Annotated in this window: 19 protein-coding genes and 1 tRNA gene; 16 read left to right on the top strand and 4 right to left on the bottom strand. The window is 71.0% G+C overall.

Annotated elements, in window-relative coordinates; all coding sequences use genetic code 11:
• Positions 1-2 precede the first annotated feature (2 nt).
• The 8 genes from ACFVKT_RS19605 to ACFVKT_RS19570 all read left to right on the top strand — a co-directional run bounded on the left by ACFVKT_RS19605 (position 3) and on the right by ACFVKT_RS19570 (position 10054).
• The gene (locus ACFVKT_RS19605) at positions 3-1637 is read left to right on the top strand and encodes a beta-N-acetylhexosaminidase (RefSeq protein ID WP_385733053.1); all 1635 of its coding nucleotides are present in this window, start codon (positions 3-5) and stop codon (positions 1635-1637) included.
• 305 nt (positions 1638-1942) lie between these two features.
• A complete protein-coding gene (locus tag ACFVKT_RS19600; protein ID WP_385733050.1) occupies positions 1943-2836 on the top strand; it encodes an FAD binding domain-containing protein in 894 nt (297 codons plus the stop codon).
• Positions 2833-4368: a 2Fe-2S iron-sulfur cluster-binding protein gene (locus ACFVKT_RS19595; protein WP_385733048.1), complete on the top strand. Its 1536-nt coding sequence runs from the start codon at positions 2833-2835 to the stop codon at positions 4366-4368. Before ACFVKT_RS19600 ends, ACFVKT_RS19595 begins: the two co-directional genes overlap by 4 nt.
• The gene (locus tag ACFVKT_RS19590) at positions 4365-6671 is read left to right on the top strand and encodes a xanthine dehydrogenase family protein molybdopterin-binding subunit (protein WP_385733046.1); all 2307 of its coding nucleotides are present in this window, start codon (positions 4365-4367) and stop codon (positions 6669-6671) included. The genes ACFVKT_RS19595 and ACFVKT_RS19590 overlap by 4 nt, the downstream gene beginning before the upstream one ends.
• Positions 6668-6796 carry a hypothetical protein gene (locus ACFVKT_RS19585; protein WP_384375558.1) on the top strand — a complete coding sequence of 43 codons (129 nt, stop codon included), beginning with the start codon at positions 6668-6670 and terminating at the stop codon, positions 6794-6796. Before ACFVKT_RS19590 ends, ACFVKT_RS19585 begins: the two co-directional genes overlap by 4 nt.
• Positions 6797-6828: 32 nt before the next feature.
• On the top strand, positions 6829-7356 hold the full coding sequence (locus ACFVKT_RS19580; RefSeq protein WP_385733044.1) for an AAA family ATPase: 528 nt from the start codon (positions 6829-6831) through the stop codon (positions 7354-7356).
• A gap of 330 nt (positions 7357-7686) precedes the next feature.
• Positions 7687-8865, top strand: a complete 1179-nt coding sequence (locus tag ACFVKT_RS19575; RefSeq protein WP_385733041.1) for an SUKH-4 family immunity protein — start codon at positions 7687-7689, stop codon at positions 8863-8865.
• Between the two features lie 403 nt (positions 8866-9268).
• Positions 9269-10054 carry an NPP1 family protein gene (locus tag ACFVKT_RS19570; RefSeq protein ID WP_385733201.1) on the top strand — a complete coding sequence of 262 codons (786 nt, stop codon included), beginning with the start codon at positions 9269-9271 and terminating at the stop codon, positions 10052-10054.
• Positions 10055-10628: 574 nt separating this feature from the next.
• Here ACFVKT_RS19570 and ACFVKT_RS19565 read toward each other — a convergent pair.
• Positions 10629-10700, bottom strand: a tRNA-Cys gene (locus tag ACFVKT_RS19565).
• 258 nt (positions 10701-10958) lie between these two features.
• Here ACFVKT_RS19565 and ACFVKT_RS19560 point away from each other — a divergent pair.
• The 6 genes from ACFVKT_RS19560 (at position 10959) to ACFVKT_RS19535 (ending at position 17205) form a co-directional block, all read left to right on the top strand.
• Positions 10959-12410: an MFS transporter gene (locus ACFVKT_RS19560; protein WP_385733039.1), complete on the top strand. Its 1452-nt coding sequence runs from the start codon at positions 10959-10961 to the stop codon at positions 12408-12410.
• Positions 12411-12455: 45 nt separating this feature from the next.
• Positions 12456-12653 (top strand): Arc family DNA-binding protein, encoded by a 198-nt coding sequence (locus ACFVKT_RS19555; RefSeq protein ID WP_013003224.1) that lies wholly within the window; start codon positions 12456-12458, stop codon positions 12651-12653.
• Positions 12654-13040: a type II toxin-antitoxin system death-on-curing family toxin gene (locus ACFVKT_RS19550; protein WP_385733037.1), complete on the top strand. Its 387-nt coding sequence runs from the start codon at positions 12654-12656 to the stop codon at positions 13038-13040.
• A gap of 163 nt (positions 13041-13203) precedes the next feature.
• Positions 13204-15006: a DEAD/DEAH box helicase gene (locus ACFVKT_RS19545; protein ID WP_385733035.1), complete on the top strand. Its 1803-nt coding sequence runs from the start codon at positions 13204-13206 to the stop codon at positions 15004-15006.
• Positions 15007-15436: 430 nt separating this feature from the next.
• Positions 15437-16078 (top strand): IclR family transcriptional regulator, encoded by a 642-nt coding sequence (locus ACFVKT_RS19540; protein WP_385733034.1) that lies wholly within the window; start codon positions 15437-15439, stop codon positions 16076-16078.
• Between the two features lie 338 nt (positions 16079-16416).
• Positions 16417-17205: a S16 family serine protease gene (locus ACFVKT_RS19535; RefSeq protein ID WP_385733031.1), complete on the top strand. Its 789-nt coding sequence runs from the start codon at positions 16417-16419 to the stop codon at positions 17203-17205.
• A gap of 116 nt (positions 17206-17321) precedes the next feature.
• Here ACFVKT_RS19535 and ACFVKT_RS19530 read toward each other — a convergent pair whose 3' ends face one another.
• Positions 17322-17792 (bottom strand): Lrp/AsnC family transcriptional regulator, encoded by a 471-nt coding sequence (locus ACFVKT_RS19530; RefSeq protein WP_365430905.1) that lies wholly within the window; start codon positions 17790-17792, stop codon positions 17322-17324.
• A 122-nt stretch (positions 17793-17914) separates the two neighbouring features.
• Here ACFVKT_RS19530 and hppD point away from each other — a divergent pair, with 122 nt between their 5' ends.
• Entirely contained in the window at positions 17915-19063 is a 1149-nt protein-coding gene (gene hppD / locus ACFVKT_RS19525) for a 4-hydroxyphenylpyruvate dioxygenase (RefSeq protein ID WP_385733029.1), read from the top strand.
• On the opposite strand, the gene ACFVKT_RS19520 is transcribed toward hppD, so the two are convergent.
• The gene (locus tag ACFVKT_RS19520) at positions 19008-20564 is read right to left on the bottom strand and encodes a tetratricopeptide repeat protein (RefSeq protein WP_385733027.1); all 1557 of its coding nucleotides are present in this window, start codon (positions 20562-20564) and stop codon (positions 19008-19010) included. The two genes, hppD and ACFVKT_RS19520, sit on opposite strands and share 56 nt — an antisense overlap.
• A gap of 92 nt (positions 20565-20656) precedes the next feature.
• Between ACFVKT_RS19520 and ACFVKT_RS19515 the strand changes: the two genes are divergently transcribed.
• The gene (locus ACFVKT_RS19515; protein ID WP_385733025.1) at positions 20657-22063 is read left to right on the top strand and encodes an FAD-binding oxidoreductase; all 1407 of its coding nucleotides are present in this window, start codon (positions 20657-20659) and stop codon (positions 22061-22063) included.
• A 9-nt stretch (positions 22064-22072) separates the two neighbouring features.
• Here ACFVKT_RS19515 and ACFVKT_RS19510 read toward each other — a convergent pair whose 3' ends face one another.
• Positions 22073-22546 carry an SsgA family sporulation/cell division regulator gene (locus ACFVKT_RS19510; RefSeq protein ID WP_385733022.1) on the bottom strand — a complete coding sequence of 158 codons (474 nt, stop codon included), beginning with the start codon at positions 22544-22546 and terminating at the stop codon, positions 22073-22075.
• Positions 22547-22750 lie beyond the last annotated feature (204 nt).

Genomic DNA, 22750 nt, shown 5'->3' with positions numbered 1-22750 from the left:
GCATGGAGGACAGGGATATGGATCTGATTCCGGCGCCGAGCGCCATCGAGGGCCCCACGCGCTGCGGTGTCCTGCTCGACTCGGACACCGCCCTGTGGGCCGCGCCGGGCACGGGCACCACGGAACGCTGGCTGCGCTCCACTCTCGGCGGGGCTCTGGGACTGCCGCTGCCGCCCGGCGAGGAGGGCGGCACCAACACCGTGCGGCTGCGCCTGGACGACGCCCTGGGGCCCGAGGAGTACCAGCTCGGCGTTGTCACCACCTGGGGCATCGAGATCAAGGGCGGCAGCGCGGCCGGGGTTTTCTGGGGTGCCCAGACACTGCGACAGCTCATCGGCGCCGATGCCTTCCGGCGCGCCCCCGTCCGGCCGGACGTCCGATACGGAATCGCGCACCAGACCATCCGGGACGCCCCGCGCTTCGCCTGGCGCGGCCTCATGCTCGACGTAGCCCGGCACTTCATGCCCAAGGACGGAGTGCTGCGCTATCTCGATCTGCTGGCCGCCCACAAACTCAATGTCTTCCACTTCCACCTCACCGACGACCAAGGCTGGCGTGTCCAGATCAAGCGCTACCCGAAGCTGACAGAGGCCGGGTCCTGGCGGGCGCGCACGAAATTCGGCCACCGGGCCTCGCCGCTGTGGGACGAGAAGCCGCACGGGGGCTTCTACACGCAGGAAGACATCCGAGAGATCGTGGCGTACGCGGCGGACCGGCATATCACCGTCGTCCCCGAAATCGACATCCCGGGGCACAGCCAGGCGGCCATCGCCGCGTATCCGGAACTCGGCAACACCGACGTCATCGACACGACCTCCCTCTCCGTCTGGGACACCTGGGGCGTCTCCAAAAACGTACTCGCCCCCACTGACAACGTCCTGCGCTTCTACGAGGGGGTCTTCGAGGAAGTCCTCGAGCTGTTCCCCTCGGAGTTCATTCACGTCGGCGGTGACGAGTGCGCCAAGGACCAGTGGAAGGAGTCACAGACGGCGCAGACGCGTATCAAGGAGCTGGAGCTCGCGGACGAGGCCGAGTTGCAGTCCTGGTTCATCCAGCACTTCGACAACTGGCTCTCCGCGCGCGGGCGCCGGCTGATCGGCTGGGACGAGATCCTGGAGGGCGGCCTTGCCGAAGGCGCCGCCGTTTCGTCCTGGCGCGGCTATGCGGGCGGCGTCACCGCCGCCCGCGCGGGCCACGACGTCGTGATGTGCCCCGAGCAGCATGTGTACCTGGACCACCGTCAGGCCCCGGGCGAGGACGAGCCGGTGCCCATCGGCTTCGTACGCACCCTGGAGGACGTCTACCGCTTCGAGCCCGTGCCGGCGCAGCTCACCGAGGAGGAGGCGCGGCACGTGATCGGCACCCAGGCCAACGTGTGGACCGAGGTGATGGAGGATCAGGCGCGCGTGGACTACCAGACGTTCCCGCGGCTGGCCGCCTTCGCCGAGGTCGCCTGGAGCGCCCTGCCCGCCTCCGCGGAACGGGACTTCGCGGACTTCGAGCGGCGGATGGCCGTTCACTACGGGCGACTTGACGCCCTGGGAGTCGCGTATCGCCCGCCCACGGGACCCCTGCCGTGGCAGCGGCGGCCGGGCGTGCTCGGACGCCCGATCGAGGGGCAGCCCCCGAACGTGTGAGGTGCCCCAGGAGGTGTGAGATGCCCCCCCGGAGACGTGTCGCGTCTCCGGGGTGATCCCCTCGCAACAGTGGCCCCACGGGGAACAAGACGCCCAGGAGTCACCGAAGAGTGTCATTTCACGCTCACCGGTGATGCCGTGCGAAAACGGACCATCTCCCTGATGAGGGGGGCGAATGCCTCCTAGCGGACCCCCGCGTCGGGGACCGGCGAAGATGTGCCAGAGTTGCCACGTCCGCCCTGTCAGCACGTACCGTACGGCAGCACAGGTGGGACCAGGTGGGGCAGCGGGAAGGGGCAGCCGGTTTGACCACGCACGCACCGCAGGCGGCGCAGGCCGTTACGCTGCCCGGCTCGTTGGACGAGGCGGTCGCGGCCCTGGCCGCCATGCCCGCCGCCGTTCCCGTGGCGGGCGGCACCGACCTCATGGCCGCGATCAACTCCGGACAGCTACGGCCCGCCGCGCTCGTCGGCCTCGGCAGGATCAGCGAGATCCGCGGCTGGCAGTACCTGGACGGCCACGCGCTGCTCGGCGCGGGACTCACCCACGCACGCATGGGCCGCCCCGACTTCGCGGCCCTCATCCCCGCGCTCGCCGCCTCGGCGCGCGCCGCGGGCCCCCCGCAGATCCGCAACGCGGGCACCCTCGGCGGCAACATCGCCTCCGCGTCCCCCACCGGGGACGCGCTGCCGGTACTGGCCGCCCTGGAAGCCGCGTTGATCATCGCCGGCCCTGGTGGAGCCCGCCGCGAGATCCCGGTCTCGCACCTGCTCGCGGGCGTGGAGATGCTCCGCGCCGGCGAACTCATCGGCTACGTGCGCGTGCCGCTGCTGCACGCGCCCCAGGTCTTCCTGAAGGCGACCGGACGCACCGGTCCCGGCCGCGCCATCGCGTCCGTCGCGCTCGTCCTCGACCCCGCCCGGCGCGGAGTGCGGTGCGCCGTCGGTGCCATAGCGCCGATGCCGCTGCGCCCCCTGGACGCCGAGGCCTGGGTCGCCCAGCTCATCGACTGGGACGGGGAGCGCGCGCTCGTGCCGGAGGCGCTGCACGCCTTCGGGGAATACGTCGCCGCGGCCTGCATCCCCGACGCCGTCCCCGACGAGGACGGCTCCGTACAACCGCTTCCGCCCGCCGTACTGCACCTGCGTCGCACCGTCGCCGCGCTGGCCCGACGAGCACTGGGGAGGGCACTGTCATGACCGACGACCAGCACGCGGAGGGCGCCCCCCAGGGCGGCCGTTGGGATCCGCTGCCCCAGGGCGACTACGACGACGGAGCCACCGCCTTCGTCAAACTCCCCGAAGGCGGCATCGAGGCCCTCCTCGCGGAGCGCGAGCCGCTCGCGGCGCCCGGGCACGGGTACGTGCCCCCGCAGATCGAGGTGCCGCCCCCGGCGCCCGCCGCCGCGGACCCGGCGCAGGGCGGAGCGTGGGCCGCACCGGCCGACGCCGTCCAGTGGCCCGACCCGAACGGCGCGCCCGCGGACGCCGGCCGCGACGGGTACGCGTACAACCCGGGGGTCACCGGGCAGTGGGACTTCGGGGATGTAGCGCGGGACGGCGCCGGGCCCGGACAGGTCGATCACTCCGGGCAGGCAGGGCATCCGGGTTCGGCCGGACCCTCCGGCAACGACGTGACCGGACAGTGGTCGATTCCGGTGGCCGGCGGGGATATCCCGGACGAATCGGGCGAGTTCACCACCTCCGCGCTGGTCGAGCAGTGGGGCGGCACGCCGCCCGCCACGCTCCCCGGCGGCGCGTCCGCTCCCTGGGCGACGGAGAGCGCCGGGCAGACGACGGAAGCCATCGGGCAGGCCTGGTCCGCGGAACCCCGGGAACGGTCCGCCGAAGACGCCCTGCGCCCATCGGCGCAGACGCCCGCTGAGAGCCTCGTAGGACCCTCGACGCAGTCACCGGCCGGATCGCCCGCGCAGGACGCCCAGCAGGCCGCCGAGACCGCTCATGAGGCTCATGAGGCGCCGGACGCGGACCGGGCTCGTGAGGAGTCCGAGGCCACCGAGGCCGCGGAGGCGGCGGCGGACACCGAGAACCCCGTCACGGCCCCCCATGACGAACACCCCCTCGCCTCCTACGTCCTGCGCGTCAACGGCGCCGACCGTCCGGTGACCGACGCCTGGATCGGCGAGTCGCTGCTCTACGTACTGCGTGAGCGCCTCGGCCTCGCGGGCGCCAAGGACGGCTGCTCGCAGGGCGAGTGCGGCGCCTGCAACGTGCAGGTCGACGGGCGGCTCGTGGCGTCCTGCCTGGTGCCCGCCGTCACCGCCGCCGGCAGCGAGGTGCGCACCGTCGAGGGCCTGGCCGCCGACGGGCAGCCCTCCGACGTACAGCGCGCGCTGGCCAAGTGCGGCGCCGTGCAGTGCGGTTTCTGCGTACCAGGCATGGCGATGACCGTGCACGACCTCCTCGAGGGCAACCCCGCGCCGAACGAGCTCGAGACCCGCCAGGCCCTGTGCGGCAACCTGTGCCGCTGCTCCGGCTACCGCGGCGTCCTTGACGCCGTACGCGAGGTCGTCGCCGAACGTGAGGCGCACTCCGCCGCCACCGCCGAATCCGCGCCGGACGCCGACGAGGCCCGCATCCCGCACCAGGCAGGTCCCGGCGGGGGCGGCGTCAACCCCGCGGCGTACGGGGACACTTCCTCGTACAACCCCCCGTACGATCCCCAGGCGCCGCATGAGCAGCCGTACGGCCAGGACGGAGGCCAGGCGTGAGCAACGAAACCGTGACCGCGTCACCCACGGCGCCCGAGGCGGGCTCGGAGCCCCTCCCGCACGGGCTCGGTGTCTCGCTGCCGGCCGCGGAGGCCCGCGCCAAGACGGAGGGCACCTTCCCGTACGCGGCCGACCTGTGGGCCGAGGGCCTGCTGTGGGCCGCCGTGCTCAGATCACCCCACCCGCACGCGCGCATCGTGTCCATCGACACCAGCCACGCGCGCGAGATGCCCGGCGTACAGGCCGTCATCACCCACGAGGACGTGCCCGGCACCCCGGTGCACGGCCGCGGCAGGGCCGACCGTCCGGTGTTCGCCTCCGAGGTCGTACGCCACCATGGGGAGCCCATCGCGGCCGTCGCCGCCGACCACCCGGACACCGCGCGGATGGCCGCCGCGGCCGTCATCGTCGAGTACGAGGTGCTCGACGCGGTGACCGACCCGGAGCTGGCCTTCGAGGCCGAGGCGCTGCACCCCGACGGCAACCTGATCCGGCACATCCCGCTGCGACACGGCGACCCCGCGGCGGCCGGCGAGATCGTCGTCGAGGGCCAGTACCGCATCGGCCGCCAGGACCCCGCCCCCATCGGCGCCGAGGCAGGCCTCGCCGTGCCCCGCCCCGACGGCGGAGTCGAGCTCTACGTGGCGTCCACCGACCCGCACACCGACCGCGACACGGCCGCCGCCTGCTACGGCCTGGAGCCCGAGCGCGTGAAGGTCGTCGTCACCGGCGTCCCCGGAGCCACCGCCGACCGCGAGGACCAGGGCGTTCAACTCCCGCTCGGTCTGCTCGCGCTGAAGACCGGCTGCCCGGTGAAGATCACCGCTACGCGGGAAGAGTCCTTCCTCGGCCACGCCCACCGCCACCCCACCCTGCTGCGCTACCGCCACCACGCGGACGCCGACGGCAAGCTGGTGAAGGTCGAGGCGCAGATCCTCCTGGACGCGGGCGCCTACGCGGACACCTCCTCGGAGTCGCTGGCCGCCGCCGTCGCCTTCGCCTGCGGCCCCTACGTCGTCCCGAACGCCTTCATCGAGGGCTGGGCCGTCCGCACCAACAACCCGCCCTCCGGCCATGTGCGCGGCGAGGGCGCCATGCAGGTCTGCGCCGCCTATGAGGCGCAGATGGACAAGCTGGCGAAGAAGCTGGGCATGGACCCGGCGGAGCTGCGCCTGCGCAATGTGATGGCCACGGGAGACGTGCTTCCCACCGGCCAGACGGTGACCTGCCCGGCCCCGGTCGCCGAACTGCTCCAGGCCGTACGGGACTACCCGCTTCCCGCCCTCCCCAAGGACACCCCCGAGGACGAATGGCTGCTCCCGGGCGGCCCCGAGGGCGCGGGCGAACCCGGCGCCGTACGCCGCGGTGTCGGCTACGGCCTCGGCATGGTGCACATGCTCGGCGCCGAGGGCGCGGACGAGGTGTCGACGGCCACCGTGAAGGTCCACGACGGCGTCGCCACCGTGCTCTGCGCGGCCGTGGAGACCGGCCAGGGCTTCACCACGCTGGCCCGCCAGATCGTCCAGGAGACCCTCGGCATCGACGAGGTGCACGTGGCTCCCGTGGACACCGACCAGCCTCCGGCGGGCCCGAGCTGCCGCGGCCGCCACACCTGGGTGTCGGGCGGCGCGGTGGAACGCGCGGCGAAGATGGTCCGTACGCAACTGCTGCAGCCCCTGGCGCACAAGTTCGGGATGTCGACCGAGCTGCTCCAGATCACCGACGGCAAGATCACCTCGTACGACGGAGTGCTGTCCACGACCGTCACCGAGGCGATGGACGGCAAGGAACTGTGGGCCACCGCCCAGTGCCGCCCGCACCCGACCGAGCCGCTGGACGCCGCCGGCCAGGGCGACGCCTTCGTGGGCCTCGCCTTCTGCGCGATCCGCGCGGTGGTCGATGTCGACATCGAACTCGGCTCCGTACGCGTCGTGGAACTCGCCCTCGCCCAGGACGTGGGGCGGATCCTCAACCCCGCCCAGCTCGCCGCCCGTATCGAGGCGGGCGTCACGCAGGGCGTCGGCGCCGCGCTGACGGAGAACCTGCGCACCGCGCGCGGTCTTGTCCGCCACCCCGACCTCACCGGCTACGCCCTCCCCACCTCCCTGGACGCTCCCGACATCCGCATCGTCAAGCTCGTCGAGGAGCGCGACGTCGTCGCCCCCTTCGGCGCGAAGGCGGCCAGCGCGGTGCCGGTCGTGACGTCGCCGGCGGCTATCGCTTCGGCGGTGCGGGCGGCTACCGGGCGGCCCGTGAACCGGCTGCCGATACGGCCCCAGGCGGCTGTGGTGACGACGCCGTGAGCACGCCGGATCCGGAGCCGCCGCGCTACGAACCCGCGCCCGGGGTCGGGAAACTGGCGCTCTGGGTGCTGCTGTTCGTGGTGGCGGCTGTGGTGGTCGTCGTGGGTGGCGTGTACTTCGCCTGACGGGCGGTGGCCTTGCCGGACGGGGGCGCTTGATGGACGGGGTCGTCCTGATCACCGGGATCATGGCCGCGGGGAAGTCGTCCGTCGCGCAGGCTCTCGCCGAGCGGCTGCCGCGGGCGGCGCATGTACGGGGTGACGTGTTCCGGCGCATGATCGTGTCCGGGCGCGAGGAGTACGAACCCGGTGCGGGCGGCGAGGCCGAGGCGCAACTCCGCCTGCGGTACGGGCTGTCGGCGGCCACCGCGGACGCGTACGCGCGGGCCGGTTTCACAGCGGTCGTGCAGGACGTCGTCCTGGGCGAGCAGTTGACGGCGTACGTCGGACTGGTCCGCACCCGCCCCCTGTACGTCGTCGTACTGGCACCCCGCCCGGAAGCCGTCGCGGCGCGTGAGGCGGGGCGGGCGAAGACCGGGTACGGGGCGTGGACGGTCGAGGAGCTGGACCGGGGCCTGCGCGCCGGGACCCCGCGGATCGGGCTGTGGCTGGACAGCTCCGGGCTGACGGTGGCCGAGACGGTGGAGGCGATCGTGGCGGGGCGGGAGCGGGCGCGGGTGGGGTGACCGGGGCGGGGGTGGCCGGGGCGGGGTCGTCCGGCTTTCCGGCCGGTTCAGGTGCTGTGACCGAGGCGGTGCGAACCGGGCCCGGGTGGCCTGGACGGCGCGAACCAGGGGTGGTGCGAACCGGGTGGTTCCGGGCGGTGGGTTCGTCGTTGCTCTGGTGCCTGCGATCCGTTCGGCGCCTGTGTGGCGCCTGCGGGATGTCTGTGCCTGCGTGTTTCCGGCGTTGTCAGTGGTGCGGCGTATGGTTCTGACTTATTGGGAACTGCCCCTGGACGACGGGGTGTTCCTTGCTCGGGGGAAGCACGATGCGTTCATATGCGCGGGGGAGCCATGAGCACGACTGACACCGGCGTCGGCGGCGCGATCACACTGACCGACGACGAGCTGTACCCGTACATCACGCACGCGGGGACGAGGCACTGGCTGACGGGTCCCGGACTGCCCGGCGACGGCACCCTCGTGGGGTTCGGCACACTGCGGGAGCACGGGCTGCGCAGGCTCGCGGACCTGGCCGGCGACGCGGAGAGGCTCGCGGAGGAGCTCCAGGACCAGTTGGTCATAGGGGCCTTGCGGACCTTCGACAGGGACCTGGAGTCGATCGTCCTCGACGGGGTGACGGGCGAGGTCTCCACGACGGACATCCACCGGAGCCCGACGCCGTTGGACCTCTCGCCGCTCGCTCCCTCCCTGGAGGCGCTGGTGCGCTTCGCGGCGGCCACGGAGGAGCTGACGGCTTCCGGCGGGAGCTTCGCGTCGTACGAGACCCGCTTCGGCCCGAAGGCGGTCGCGGAGGTGTCGGACCGGCTGGCCGCCGTCTTCGAGGGCGCGGTGGGCGCAGAGGTGCCGCCGTTCTGGCGGATGGCCGCGCTGATCCGTCCGCTGGCCCGGATTGCGGGACCCGGCGATGGGCTCGTCCTGGACCTGCCGAAGCGGCTGCTGGACGAGGAGTTCGGAGCGGGCGGGATCATGCGCTTCGAGGAGGTCGACTTCCCGACCGCGCTCACGCACGAGCCGACGCGCCGTTTCCTTCGCGAGACGGGCCTCCCGGAGGACGGCTTCGTCTTCCAGCTGGACACGGAGGTGCCGCTGCCGGCGCTCAGCGAGTACTACGCGGACGAGCGCCCCGGTGACTTCACCGCCGACGAACTGCCCGCCGCCGCCGACCGTCTGATACGCCTCGGCAATCTGCTGGAGGACACCCACCTCGTGGTGGACGGCGCCACCGGCGCCGTGCTGGCGTGGAGCGAGCCGGACCTCGTCCTCCGCCCCCTGAACGCCGACATCTCCACACTCGCGTTCACCCTCTGGCTGCTGCACCGCGAGAAGTCCCTGGACGCGGCCCACGACCTCAGCGACGCCTACGAGCAGCTCGCCGCCACCATGTCCCAGACCCTGGCCGCGGTCGACCCGCTCGCCTGCGACCCGACCCCGGCCCTGCCCGGCGACGACGGCCGGCGCTACTGGCCGGAGATATTCGAGGACCGGGCAGGCGGAACGCTGTACCGGTAAGCCGGGGCTGCCCGTCACGAAGCGGGCGTTCAAAGATAATTCACAGGTTACTCTCGACCGGTCGGCCTGTTTGCCAGGGGTTCTGCCGCTTCACACGCAAAGTGCCCCACATTGCCTCGACGGGTGTACGGGTGGCCTGGAATAGGCCCAATGTTAAATTTCTCCGCTTCTCGGCCCTGCCGGATTCCAGGCAATATCCGGAATGCCGTTTTGAGGCATGCGCTGGTGCTTGCGCTCTTTCTTGTAACTCCGGTCGCCCTGAGCTAATTTGAAGTCGCGTCACTCTGACGCGCAAAGACCACCGATCTTGAAGCAGGGAATCCCTGCGTGGTTTTTGCATCACTTTTATCTCTGAGGAGTTGGTGTGCCCAGCACGCTGCAGTCGACCACGCCCCCCGAGGGAATGGCACCTCGCTCGAAGCGCTCCGGCAAGGCGCTGAGTCGTTCCGCGATCGTCGGCGCGCTCAGCGCCCTGGCTCTGGTCGTCGCGCTGCCGACCAGCGCGCACGCCGACGTTCTCCAGCAACTGCCGCAGAACGCCTCCGGTCTGGAGCAGACGTTCTCCCCGGCCTACGACTACGACGGGGACGGCTGCTACACCACCGCCGCCATCGGCGCCGACGGCACCATCAACCCCGGCCTGTCGCTGGGCGGCGACGTGAACGGCCACTGTCACGACCCCGCCCAGCTGAACAACGCCAACACGTACTCGCGCGAAAAGTGCAACAACGGCTGGTGCGCGGTCATGTACGCCAGCTACTTCGAGAAGGACCAGGCCACTCTGGGACCCGCGGCCATCGGGCACCGGCATGACTGGGAACACGTCATCGTGTGGATCTACAACAACCAGGTCCAGTACGTCTCGGTGTCGCAGCACAGCTCGTATCAGGTGCTTCCCAGCTCCTCCATACGCTTCGACGGAAACCACGCCAAAATCGTCTACCACAAAGACGGCGCCTCAACGCACGATTTCCGCTTCGCGAACACCAACGACGAACCGGCGGAAAACGCCACCGGCAACTGGTTCTTCCCGCGCCTCGTCGGCTGGGACGGCTACCCGTCCGGTTACCGCGACAAGCTCATGAACGCCAATTTCGGTGACGCCTCGCTTAAAATCAAGGACGGTTCGTTCAACGACAACCTGTCCTACTCGATGCCGGCCGGAATTGCGTTCAACCCGTACGCCTGACACAGCGATCCGGTTCGCCGGCCCTGAGCCATGCGGAAGGGCGGTTCTCTCCGAGGGGGACCGCCCTTTCCGTACGGCCAGGTTCTGCTCGCCCTGCTGCCTGTTCGACCTCGGGTGCTGCATCCCGCGCTCGTACGGCATCTGCGGCATGTGCATCAACACCGAGGAGCAGCGCGCCGCTTGACCGGCTACAGCCAGTCCAGAAATCGGCCGACGGCCGACACTCCGCGGTGCTTCAAGCGGTGCCCGCGGCTGCAGAAACGCCGTCGACGCCACCGCCCCCGCTGCGGGACCGGCGTCTGGCACCACTTGCACGGCCGGGTCCGCCCCCCGGCGCCTGATTCCCCACCCATGCCGCGACCTTAGCGGCCTGCTACAGGCCCGGCCACCCACCTGGCGCCGTGCCTCTGGGCCCAGAGCGCGATGCCTGTCTCCTCACACTCTGGGCATCGTCCTGCGGTCCGGCACGGAGGTGCCCTCGCGGCCAACTGAGACGAAGACCGAGACGGACGACCGACAGGGCGGCACCCCCTTCGGGATGCCGCCCTGTCGTTTTGCCTGGTCAGGCAGATTGAGGCCGTGGCGGGAATCGAACCCACGTAACTCGCTTTGCAGGCGAGTCCCTAAACCACTCGGGCACACGGCCGTAGTCAGGTGCGGCACGGCTCACTCGTTCCGGACCTGATGGGTTGACCGTAGGCGGGGTGGGGGCGGGGCTCAAGGGGTGGGCGGGCGTTGCAACGGGACTGCCATGTGGCGTTCACGAATGGGTCGGAGCCGGCGTCGGCCGTCTCGTGGGTGGTCGTACGACGACTCGTGGGTGGTGGTCGTACGACGAATGGCTCAGTCGATCACGGTCTCCGGACAGGGGTCACGGACGGGGATGCCCCTTACGCTGGCGGGCATGACTGGCCTGGACGCACGCGATGCCGCAACGGTTCCGGCGGAGGCCGATGCCGCCTCCGACACCGACGACGGTGTGCTGGGCCGGGAGTACCGGGCGCTCAGTATCGGGATCGTCTCCGTCGTCCTGCTGATCGCGTTCGAGGCGACGGCGGTCGGGACGGCCATGCCCGTCGCGGCGCGGGAGCTGGACGGGCTGTCCTTGTACGCCTTCGCGTTCTCGGGGTACTTCACGACGAGCCTGTTCGGGATGGTGCTCGCCGGGCAGTGGTCGGACCGCGACGGGCCGCTCGCCTCGCTGACCGCGGGGATATCCGCCTTCGCCGCCGGGCTGCTGCTGTGCGGCACCGCGGACGCCATGTGGCTGTTCATCCTCGGGCGGGCGGTGCAGGGGTTCGGCGGCGGGCTGGTGATCGTCGCGTTGTACGTGGTCGTGGGGCGGGCCTACCCGGAGCGGCTGCGGCCGTCGATCATGGCGGCGTTCGCCGCGAGCTGGGTGATCCCGTCCGTGGTCGGGCCGCTCGCCGCGGGCGCGGTCACCGAACACCTCGGCTGGCGTTGGGTGTTCACCGGGATACCTGTTCTCGTGGTTCTGCCGCTGGCCCTCGCGCTGCCGCAGATCCGGCGGCGGACGTCCAGACCGGAGAGGGCGGAAAAAGGGCGCGCGCGCTTCGACCGGCGGCGTATCCGGCTCGCGCTCGGGATCTCCTGCGGTGCCGCGGTCCTCCAGTACGCCGCCCAGGATCTGACCTGGTTCTCGCTCGTGCCCGCCGTGGTGGGCGCCGCGCTGCTCGTGCCCGCCGTTCTCGGGCTGCTGCCCCGCGGTACCTACCGGGCGGCGCGCGGACTGCCGTCCGTGGTGCTGCTCCGCGGGGTCGCGGCCGGCTCCTTCATCGCCGCCGAGTCCTTCGTACCGCTCATGCTCGTCACCCAGCGGGGGCTGTCGCCGACGCTCGCCGGGTTCTCGCTCGCGGCGGGCGGCGGGACCTGGGCGCTGGGGTCCTACATCCAGTCGAGGCCGCGTGTGGAGCCGTACCGGGAGCGGCTGATGTTCCTCGGCATGATGCTGGTCGCGGCCGCCATCGCCACCGCGCCGAGCGTCCTGATCCACGCCGTGCCCGTGTGGATCGTCGCCGTCGCCTGGGGGTTCGGCTGCCTCGGAATGGGGCTGGTGATCGCCTCCACCAGCGTGCTGCTGCTCCACCTCTCGGCGCCCGAGAAGGCCGGCACCAACTCCGCCTCCCTCCAGATCTCCGACGCTCTGTCCAACGTGCTGCTGCTCGCCGCGGGCGGCGCCGCCTTCGCCGCGCTGGGCGGCGGCACGGTGAGCCACTCGGCCACCTCGGCGTCCGGCTCCCATCCGGCGGCCTTCGCGGCGGTGTTCCTGCCGATGGCGGGGGTGGCGTTGGTGGGGGCGTGGGTCACTACGCGGGTGCGGGCCGTACCCGCGTAGGTGGTACCAGTATGACCCCAGTAATGGTACCGTGGTGGTATGGCTATGAACCTTCGTCTGCGCGACGACCAGCAGGAGGCGCTCAAGCTGCGTGCCGAGGAGGAGGGGCGCAGCATGCACGCCATAGTGCTTCAGGCGATCGACCGGTATCTCGAACAGGAGGCGGACCGAGCCACGGTTCGCCGCCTGGGGGCCAAGTACGCGGCGGGCCACGCCGACCTGCTGCGGAGGCTGGGGGAGTAGATGAAGTACCTCACGGTCCAGGAGGTCCTGGACCTGGCGGAGCTGGCGTGTGGGGAGCAGACGCAGGTTGTCGTGCGTGACCTGGGTCTGCTCAGCTCGGCTGTCCACCGCCCCCAGTCGCAGATGTTCGGGGTCGAGGCGTACACGGACCTTTTCGAGAAGGCTGCGGCACTACACCAGTCGCTTGCCGTGAACCATCCTCTGGTGGACGGCAATAAGCGCATGGCGTGGATGTCCACCGTCGTTTTCCTCGACTTCAACGGCACTGAGATGCTCGACGTCGATCAGGACGAGTCGTACAAGCTCGTCATCGAGGTGGCCGCCGGCAGCCTGGAGGACGTGGGGATGATCGCCCTGCGTTTGAGGGCGCTGCACGAGGCGATGTGACCTGAGTCCCATCCACGGGTGACCCGGTGTCGTACGCGCGTTGACGCGTCCAGGGCGCCGGTAGGGTGGCCCGGTTGTCATACGTAGCCGAGCCGCCCGCCCGTCTCCCACCACCGCCCTGCCCGACGCGCGGCCCCTCTGATTCGACCCACACACGGAGACCGTGACTACCACCGCCGCCAGCGCCGCTGCCTCGTCCCATCACCTCTCACCCGCCTTTCCCGGCCGAGCCCCCTGGGGCACCGCCAACAAGCTGCGCGCCTGGCAGCAGGGGGCGATGGAGAGGTACGTCCAGGAGCAGCCACGCGACTTCCTGGCCGTCGCCACGCCCGGCGCCGGCAAGACCACGTTCGCGCTGACCCTCGCGTCCTGGCTGCTGCACCACCATGTCGTGCAGCAGGTGACCGTGGTCGCGCCCACCGAGCATCTGAAGAAGCAGTGGGCGGAGGCGGCCGCGCGGATAGGGATCAAGCTGGATCCCGAGTACAGCGCGGGGCCGCTCAGCAAGGAGTACCAGGGCGTCGCCGTGACGTACGCCGGTGTCGGTGTGCGGCCCATGCTGCACCGCAACCGGGTGGAGCAGCGCAAGACCCTCGTCATCCTCGACGAGATCCACCACGCCGGTGACTCCAAGTCGTGGGGCGAGGCGTGCCTGGAGGCGTTCGAGCCCGCCACCCGGCGACTCGCGCTCACCGGTACGCCCTTCCGCTCCGACACCAACCCCATCCCCTTCGTCGCGTACGAGGAGGGGAACGACGGGATCCGGCGTTCCGCGGCCGACTACACGTACGGGTACGGGGCCGCGCTCGGCGACGGAGTCGTGCGGCCCGTCATCTTCCTCTCCTACAGCGGCAACATGCGGTGGCGTACGAAGGCGGGCGACGAGATCGCCGCCAAGCTCGGCGAGCCCATGACCAAGGACGCCATCTCGCAGGCCTGGCGCACCGCCCTCGACCCGCGCGGCGAGTGGATGCCGAGCGTGCTGCGCGCCGCCGACCAGCGGCTGACGGAGGTCAGGAAGGGCATTCCGGACGCGGGTGCGCTGGTCATCGCGTCCGACCAGGAGTCGGCCCGCGCCTACGCCAAGCTCATCCGCGACATCACCGGGACCAAGGCCACCCTCGTCCTGTCCGACGACACCGGCGCTTCGAACCGTATCGACGAGTTCAGCCACAGCGAAGACCGGTGGATGGTCGCGGTGCGCATGGTGTCCGAGGGCGTCGACGTGCCGCGGCTCGCCGTCGGCGTATACGCCACCACCATCTCCACGCCCCTCTTCTTCGCCCAGGCCGTCGGGCGCTTCGTGCGCTCCCGGCGGCGCGGCGAGACCGCCTCCGTCTTCCTCCCGACCATTCCCAACCTCCTCGGCTTCGCAAGCGAGATGGAGGTCGAGCGCGACCACGTCCTCGACAAGCCCAAGAAGGAGGGCGAGGAGGACCCGTACGCCGAGTCCGAGAAGGAGATGGAGGAGGCGAACCGGGAGGAGGACGAGGACACCGGGGAGCAGGAGCAGTTCTCCTTCGAGGCGCTGGAGTCCGAGGCCGTCTTCGACCGGGTGCTGTACGACGGCGCCGAGTTCGGCATGCAGGCCCACCCCGGGAGCGCGGAGGAGCAGGACTACCTGGGGATTCCCGGGCTGCTCGAACCCGACCAGGTCCAGCTCCTGCTGCAGAAGCGGCAGGCCCGGCAGATCGCGCACAGCCGCAAGAAGCCGGACGACGAGGCGGACCTTCTCGAACTGCCCGCCGAGCGGCGGCCTGTGGTCTCCCACAAGGAGATGCTGGAACTCCGCAAGCAGCTCAACACCATGGTCGGCGCGTACGTCCACCAGAGCGGCAAGCCGCACGGCGTGATCCACACCGAGCTGCGGCGCGTGTGCGGGGGACCGCCGAGCGCGGAGGCGACGGCGGGGCAGCTACGGCAGCGGATCGCCAAGGTCCAGGAGTGGGCCACGCGAATGCGGTGACGCCGGGCGCTGTGCCTGGGCGACGTCGGTCGGGGTGCCCGGCTGGTGTGCCTGGGCGGGGCGTGTGGACCGGTGCGTGCGCGGGGCGGGTTTTCGCTGCCCCGGCGCGCATCATGGCGTGCGCGCTGTGTGCAGAGGTCGTGTACGCCGAGTGGTGAGCGCCGTGCGAATCGGGGCAAACGAAAGGTGTCCGGGCCGGCCGGTGCCCGGATTCTGGACGGAGCCTTCCGCTGAGCGGACCGGCTCGCTACTGTCCCGCTACGCACACGCCCCGTGGCAGCGCAGCCGCGGAGCGCAGCCGTGAAGCGACTCCGCCCGGGAGCACCGGGTCGCCAGCCGACCGGCGGCCTCTGAAGCGCGTCGCCGACGGGACTCGGTGCCGCAACCGCCGCGAGGGGGCCGTCGACCTCACCACTAAGGAGTGGGCGTCGTGACCGCGGAGACCTCTCAGACGCTCGACCGGGGACTGCGCGTCCTCAAGCTGCTCGCCGACACCGATCACGGGCTGACCGTCACCGAACTCTCGAACAAACTGGGCGTCAACCGGACGGTTGTGTACCGGTTGCTCGCCACGCTGGAACAGCACGCTCTCGTACGCCGTGATCTGGGCGGCCGTGCCCGGGTCGGGCTCGGGGTGCTGCGGCTCGGCCGCCAGGTGCATCCGCTGGTAAGGGAGGCCGCGCTGCCCGCGTTGCGCTCGCTCGCGGAGGACATCGGGGCGACGGCTCATCTCACGCTGGTCGACGGGAGCGAGGCGCTTGCCGTCGCGGTCGTCGAGCCCACGTGGACGGACTATCACGTCGCCTATCGCGCCGGGTTCCGGCATCCGCTGGACCGGGGTGCCGCGGGGCGCGCGATTCTTGCCGCGCGGCAGGCGCCGGTGGGGGAGTGCGGGTACACGCTGACGCATGGGGAGTTGGAGGCGGGGGCCAGTGGGGCCGCGGCTCCGCTGGTCGGTGTGACCGGGGTCGAGGGGAGCGTGGGTGTGGTGATGCTCGCGGATGCCGTGCCGGAGCGGGTGGGGCCGCGGGTGCTGGATGCGGCTCGGGAAGTGGCGGATGCGTTGCGCTGAGCGCGCGGCGGGCGGTGTCGGGGCTTGGGCGTGGCTAGGCCGGCACCCGGGGTGCGGGCTGAGGTCGGGTGGCTCGCGCGGCCCGGCGCTGTGCGGGGTGCCGCTCTTATGGGACGGGTGCCGCCCTTAGCGGCACGCGTGCCCGCAGCTACGACGGTTGCGGCGGCACGCGTGCCCGCAGCTACGACGGTTGCGGCGGCACGCATGCCCGCAGCTACGACCGTTGCGGCGGCACGCATGCCCACAGCTACGACGGTTGCGGCGGGCACGCATGCCCACAGCCATGCCGGACACAGCCCACAGCTGGGACGTTTGCGGCCTCACGTTAGATTGACCCCGTGCTCTCTCGTCTCACGCGCCCCAAGGCCGTTGCCGTCTGTGCTGTGCCCGTTGTGGCTCTGCTGGCGGTGGCGGTGTTCGCGCCGTTGCCGTTCTCGCTGACGCAGCCGGGGATGACGGCGAATGTGCTCGGGGAGAACAAGGGGGACCCGGTGATCACGATCACGGGCGCGGCCACCCGCAAGACGACCGGGCAGCTTCGGATGACGACGATCGAGGCGACCGGACCGGATGCGAGCGTCCACCTGGGGGACGTACTCGATGCCTGGTTCCGTACGGACCAGGCCGTGATGCCGCGTGACTCGGTCTATCCCAGCGGCGACAGTGTCAAGGAGATCGAGCAGCACAACGCGGACCAGATGAAGGAGTCGCAGGACACGGCTTCCGAGGCTGCACTCTCGTACCTGGGCGAGAAGGACGACGTCAAGGTCACCCTCAGGCTCGCCGACGTCGGCGGCCCCAGCGCCGGACTGCTCTTCTCGCTCGGCATCGTCGACAAGCTGGACGGCGACGGCAGCGGCGGCGACCTCACCGGCGGACGCACCATCGCAGGTACGGGCACGATCGACGCCGACGGCACGGTCGGCGCGGTCGGCGGCGTCGCCCTCAAGACGCAGGCCGCCCGGCGCGACGGCGCGACGGTCTTCCTGGTCCCGAAGGCGGAGTGCTCCGACGCTCAGACGGAACTGCCCAAGGGGCTGCGGCTGATTCCGGTGACCACCCTCAAGGGAGCGGTCGACTCCCTGGTGGCCCTCGAGAAGGGAACCGGCTCGGTCCCGAGCTGCTGAACCCGCCCTGCTGCCGGAACCCCCTGCTGGAACCCGCCCTGCTACCGGTCCTCGCCCGCGCGAGGCGTCAGCCGCCCCTCACGAACCCCTCCTCCTTCATGTCACCCGGTCCTAGGTCACTGCTCGGTCGCCGCCTGCTCCACCAGCGGGATGATCCGCAGCGGAACGGGGTTCTCCATGACGATCGCCGTGGAGGCCCGGACGATGCCGTCGAAACCGACAACCCGGTCGATCACGCGCTGGAGATCGGCGTTCGAGCGGGCGACGAGCCGGCACAGCATGTCGCCGCTGCCCGTGGTGGTGTGCAGCTCCAGCACCTCGGGCACGGTGGCCAAGTGGGCTCGTACGTCCGTGCCTTGCCCCTGCCTGATCTGCAGGGTCGCGAACGCCGTGACCGGATATCCCAGCGCGGCCGGATCCACCTGCGGCCCGAACCCCCGGATGACTCCATTCGATTGAAGCCGGTCGAGCCGCGCCTGCACCGTGCCGCGCGCGACGCCGAGCCGCCGGGACATCTCCAGGACGCCGATACGCGGTTCCTCGGCGAGCAGCACGATGAGCCCGCCGTCCAGATGATCGATCGCCATGGGGTCCTCCAGGATGGTCACCTTGTACATACCGCCCGCCGAAATAGGCGACCGCCTGAACACAATGTCCAGCGAATACGCCAACTATTGCGCACCTTGCCATGCGGGGGGAGCCTGCGAACATGAGCCAGACCACAGAGCACCGCACTCCCGACACCGCCCGGCAGGCAGACCCCTTCCCGGTCAAGGGAATGGACGCGGTCGTCTTCGCCGTCGGCAACGCCAAGCAGGCCGCGCACTACTACTCCACCGCCTTCGGCATGCGGCTCGTCGCCTACTCCGGACCGGAGAACGGCAGCCGCGAGACCGCCTCGTACGTCCTCACCAACGGCTCGGCACGCTTCGTCCTCACCTCCGTGATCAAGCCCGCCACCACCTGGGGCCACTTCCTCGCCTCGCATGTGGCCGAGCACGGCGACGGCGTCGTCGACCTCGCCATCGAGGTCCCGGACGCGCGCGCCGCGTACGCCTACGCCGTCGAGCACGGCGCCCGCTCCGTCGCCGAGCCGTACGAGCTGAAGGACGAGAACGGCACGGTCGTACTCGCCGCGATCGCCACCTACGGCGAGACCCGGCACACCCTGGTCGAGCGCTCGGGCTACGACGGCCCCTACCTCCCCGGCTTCACCGCCGCAGCGCCGATCGTCGAACCGCCCGCCCACCGCACCTTCCAGGCGATCGACCACTGCGTCGGCAACGTCGAACTCGGCCGTATGAACGAATGGGTCGGCTTCTACAACAAGGTCATGGGCTTCACGAACATGAAGGAGTTCGTGGGCGACGACATCGCGACCGAGTACAGCGCGCTGATGTCGAAGGTCGTCGCGGACGGCACGCTCAAGGTCAAGTTCCCGATCAACGAGCCCGCCATCGCCAAGAAGAAGTCCCAGATCGACGAGTACCTGGAGTTCTACGGCGGCGCGGGCGTCCAGCACATCGCGCTGAACTCGGGCGACATCGTGGAGACGGTACGCACCATGCGCGCGGCCGGGGTCCAGTTCCTCGACACCCCGGACTCCTACTACGACACCCTCGGCGAGTGGGTCGGCGACACCCGGGTCCCCGTCGACACCCTGCGCGAACTGAAGATCCTCGCCGACCGTGACGAGGACGGCTATCTGCTGCAGATCTTCACCAAGCCGGTCCAGGACCGTCCGACCGTCTTCTTCGAGATCATCGAACGGCACGGCTCGATGGGCTTCGGCAAGGGCAACTTCAAGGCGCTGTTCGAGGCGATCGAGCGGGAGCAGGAGAGGCGGGGGAACCTGTAGCGGCGGCGGCCCGCGAGGGCTCCGCCGAGGATTCCTCCGAAGCCGCAGTCTCCTCCGCCGGCTCACCCGGCCCCTCCTCCGCCGAAGGCTCACCCAGCGCGTCGAGCGCCGCCTCCGCCTCCGGGACGAGCAGGGGCGAGAAGTACGGGTTGATGCGCAGGGCCTCGGCGAGGTGGCGGCGGGCAGGACCGTACCGCTCCAGGGAGCGTTCGATCTCGCCGCGGTGGTAGGCGTACAGCGCACTGCGTACGCCGCCGCCGTGCTCCTTGTCCATGGCCATCGTGGCGAACTTCAGGGCCTCCTCGTGCTCACCGGCCCGGTGCAGCGCCCAGCCCAGCGCGTCCGCGACCGCGATCCCGGGGTGCTGCTTCCACTCCTCGCGCAGCAGCGCCACGGCGGTCGCGGTGTCGCCGTGGTCCGCCTCGAGGAGCCCGAGGACCAGCCCGTCGTCCACACCCCCGGCGGCCTCCTGGCGCACCCGCTCCCGCAGTAGGTCGTACTGGACGCGTGCCGCGCCCTCGACGCCGAGCTTCTCGTACAACTCGCCCAGCTCCAGCGCGTACCGCGGCTCGGGCCGCTTGGCGAGCGCCGTCTGGTACGCCCGTAGCGCCTCCGACGTGCGCCCCAGTGCGGCCAGCGCGCGCCCCTGCCCGGCGTGCGCCCCGTACTCCTCGGGGTCGGTGCTCAGCGCGCGTTCGTAGTAGCCCAGCGACTGCTCGCGGTCGCCGCGCTCCCAGGCCAGTTCGCCGGCCTGCTGGAGGAAGGCCGCCTGTTCGGAGGGGGTCGCCGCGCGCGTCGCCGCGACGGCGACGGCGGCCGCCGCGTCCTCACGCCAGCCCCGGTCCCAGTAGACCCGCGCCGCCCGCGCCAGCACCGTCGGCCCGGAGCGCAGCTCCAGCAGTTTGTCGAGGGCCTTGCGGGTCGCCTTGTAGTCGCCGAGGCCGGTGTACGCGTCGATCAGCAGCGGATACGTCGTCCAGCGCTTCGGCGACAGCTTCACGGCCGCCTCGCCCCACTTCTTCCCCTCCCGGAAGTCACCACGGGCGTTGGCGAGCGCCGCGAGGCCGTCGAGCGCCTCCGCGTTCCCCTTCGGCCGGGTCCTCAGCGACGTACGCAGCGCCTGCTCGGCCTTCGGGTAGTACGCGGGCGTCGCGGTCCGCCGCGCCTGCTCCACATAGGTCGCACCGAGCACGGCCCACGACTGGCCGTCGCCCGGATGGGCCCGCAGATGTGTCTCGCGGTCGCCGATGAGCGCCGCCAGATCGGGCAGTGCGGCGGGCACCCCGGAGCCCACCGCCGTCTGTGCCCGCGCCACCGGACCCGGAGCGGGCGGCGCCGGGTCCCGCCCCGCCGAGGGCAGCAGGAACAGCAACGCGCCGAGTACGACACCTCCGGCGACGACGCCGATCAGGGCGCGCTTGACGAAGGGGGAGAAACGGGACCCGGGAGGCTCGGAATCCTGAGGCCGCGCTGTCCCCGGTCGCTGCTCTTCGATCTCCATGGCGCTCACTGTGCGTCAGTACGAAGACCACATCACGGCATGCGTCGGGTGACGCAGACGGGGTTCACACCGATGGCCCCGGGTGCGAGGCTGTGATCATGAGCCGTATCGAAGCCCCGCGTGACGAGGTGACCGGCAACCTCGTCGACCGCCTCCTCGCCGGCCTGCCGATCGAAGCCGTCCTCACCGACCCGGACGTCACGGCCTCCTACGGGCACGACATGGCGAGCTTCTGCGAGGCGGGCACCCCGGCCGTCGTCGTCCTGCCCCGCACCGTCGAGCAGGTCCAGCACGTCATGCGCATCGCCACCGAACTGCGCGTCCCGGTCGTCCCGCAGGGCGCCCGCACCGGCCTGTCCGGCGCCGCCAACGCCTCGGACGGCTGCATCGTGCTGTCCCTGGTGAAGATGGACCGGATCCTCGAGATCAACCCGGTCGACCGGATCGCCGTGGTCGAGCCGGGCGTCATCAACGCGACCCTCTCCCGCGCCGTCAACGAACACGGCCTGTACTACCCGCCGGACCCCTCCAGCTGGGAGATGTGCACGATCGGCGGCAACATCGGCACCGCCTCGGGCGGCCTGTGCTGCGTCAAATACGGGGTGACCGCCGAGTACGTCCTCGGCCTCGACGTCGTACTGGCCGACGGGCGGCTCATGACCACCGGCCGCCGCACGGCGAAGGGCGTCGCCGGATACGACCTCACCCGCCTCTTCGTGGGCTCCGAGGGCTCGCTCGGCATCGTAGTAGGGGCGACTCTCGCGCTGAAGCCGCAGCCTCCTCAGCAGCTCGTGCTGGCCGCGGAGTTCCCCTCGGCGCGGGCCGCCTGCGACGCCGTGGTCAAGGTGATGGAGGGCGGTCACGTGCCGTCCCTCCTCGAACTGATGGACCGTACGACGGTGAAAGCCGTCAACGACCTGGCCCACATGGGCCTCCCGGAGACCACCGAGGCCCTCCTCCTCGCCGCCTTCGACACCCACGACCCGGCCGCCGACCTCGCCGCGGTCGGCGCCCTGTGCGAGGCCGCCGGCGCCACCCAGGTCGTACCGGCCGAAGACGCGGCCGAGTCCGAACTCCTGCTCCAGGCACGGCGGCTGGCGCTCGTCGCGCTCGAAGCGGTCAAGGGCACCACGATGATCGACGACGTGTGCGTGCCGCGTTCCCGGCTCGGCGACATGCTCGAAGGCATCGAGCGCATCGCCGACAAGTACGCCCTGACCATCGGGGTCTGCGCGCACGCCGGCGACGGCAACACCCACCCCACCGTCTGCTTCGACGCCTCCGACCCCGAGGAGTCCCGGCGCGCCCGCGAGTCCTTCGACGAGATCATGGCCCTCGGCCTGGAGCTCGGCGGCACGATCACCGGCGAGCACGGCGTGGGCGTCCTGAAGAAGGAGTGGCTGGCGCGCGAGATCGGCCCCGTCGGCGTCGAGATGCAGCGCGCGATCAAGGCGGCGTTCGACCCGCTGGGGCTCCTCAACCCGGGCAAGCTCTTCTGAGACCCAGGCCTACTCCCCGTCCTTGGACTCGTCCGAGGGCCACGGGTCGCGCAGCCACAGGTCGTCGGCCGGAGTCGGGGCAAGCAGCTCGGCGAGGCCGTCGTCGATGCCGAGCTGCTCCGCCTCAGAGCCCGGGGGGACCGCCCGGAGGGTGCGTTCCAGCCAGGCGGAGACCTGCGCGGCGGGCGCTTCGAGGAGCGCGTCGCCGTCGGGCGAGCTGAGTGCCATCAGCACGACACCGCGGCCCGCGACCTTCGTCGGCCACACCCGCACATCGCCGTGCCCGCACGGCCGGAACACCCCCTCGACGAGCAGTTCGCGGGCGAAGGTCCAGCTGACCGGATGGTCGGAGCCGACGTGGAAGGTGATGTGGACGGCGTACGGATCGTCGGTGCGGTAGCTGAGCCGAGCGGGGACAGGGATGCTGCGCTCTGGCGACAGGACGAGTTTGAGCTCCAGTTCGCGTTCCACCACGGTGTGCATGTCGATGCGTTTCCCTTCTCGTAGGGGGCCCTGTGGGCGGGCCCGTACGAGTGGAGAGCGCGTGAAGGCGGAATCATTACGCGGGTTCCCAGAAGTTTTCTCGCGTTGTCCGCGGACGTAGCAGATCCATGCACGAACGGGGTGGGTACGGCGGGAGCGGCAGTGGTGGGTGCGCCGGTCTGATAGATGTGGATCCCCCAAGAA

The organism is Streptomyces sp. NPDC127595 (genome assembly GCF_042671685.1).
Taxonomy (GTDB): Bacteria; Actinomycetota; Actinomycetes; order Streptomycetales; family Streptomycetaceae; genus Streptomyces.
The sequence above is the reverse complement of the archived record's forward strand: the minus strand, read 5'-3'. Positions and strand labels throughout refer to the sequence as shown.

Coding starts and splice junctions, on each gene's coding strand:
- ACFVKT_RS19605 (WP_385733053.1), top strand. CDS start 3: ATGGAGGACAGGGATATGGATCTGATTCCGGCGCCGAGCGCCATCGAG.
- ACFVKT_RS19595 (WP_385733048.1), top strand. CDS start 2,833: ATGACCGACGACCAGCACGCGGAGGGCGCCCCCCAGGGCGGCCGTTGG.
- ACFVKT_RS19580 (WP_385733044.1), top strand. CDS start 6,829: ATGGACGGGGTCGTCCTGATCACCGGGATCATGGCCGCGGGGAAGTCG.
- ACFVKT_RS19575 (WP_385733041.1), top strand. CDS start 7,687: ATGAGCACGACTGACACCGGCGTCGGCGGCGCGATCACACTGACCGAC.
- ACFVKT_RS19570 (WP_385733201.1), top strand. CDS start 9,269: ATGGCACCTCGCTCGAAGCGCTCCGGCAAGGCGCTGAGTCGTTCCGCG.
- ACFVKT_RS19560 (WP_385733039.1), top strand. CDS start 10,959: ATGACTGGCCTGGACGCACGCGATGCCGCAACGGTTCCGGCGGAGGCC.
- ACFVKT_RS19555 (WP_013003224.1), top strand. CDS start 12,456: ATGAACCTTCGTCTGCGCGACGACCAGCAGGAGGCGCTCAAGCTGCGT.
- ACFVKT_RS19550 (WP_385733037.1), top strand. CDS start 12,654: ATGAAGTACCTCACGGTCCAGGAGGTCCTGGACCTGGCGGAGCTGGCG.
- ACFVKT_RS19530 (WP_365430905.1), bottom strand. CDS start 17,792: ATGGCGATCGATCATCTGGACGGCGGGCTCATCGTGCTGCTCGCCGAG.
- hppD (WP_385733029.1), top strand. CDS start 17,915: ATGAGCCAGACCACAGAGCACCGCACTCCCGACACCGCCCGGCAGGCA.
- ACFVKT_RS19520 (WP_385733027.1), bottom strand. CDS start 20,564: ATGGAGATCGAAGAGCAGCGACCGGGGACAGCGCGGCCTCAGGATTCC.
- ACFVKT_RS19510 (WP_385733022.1), bottom strand. CDS start 22,546: ATGCACACCGTGGTGGAACGCGAACTGGAGCTCAAACTCGTCCTGTCG.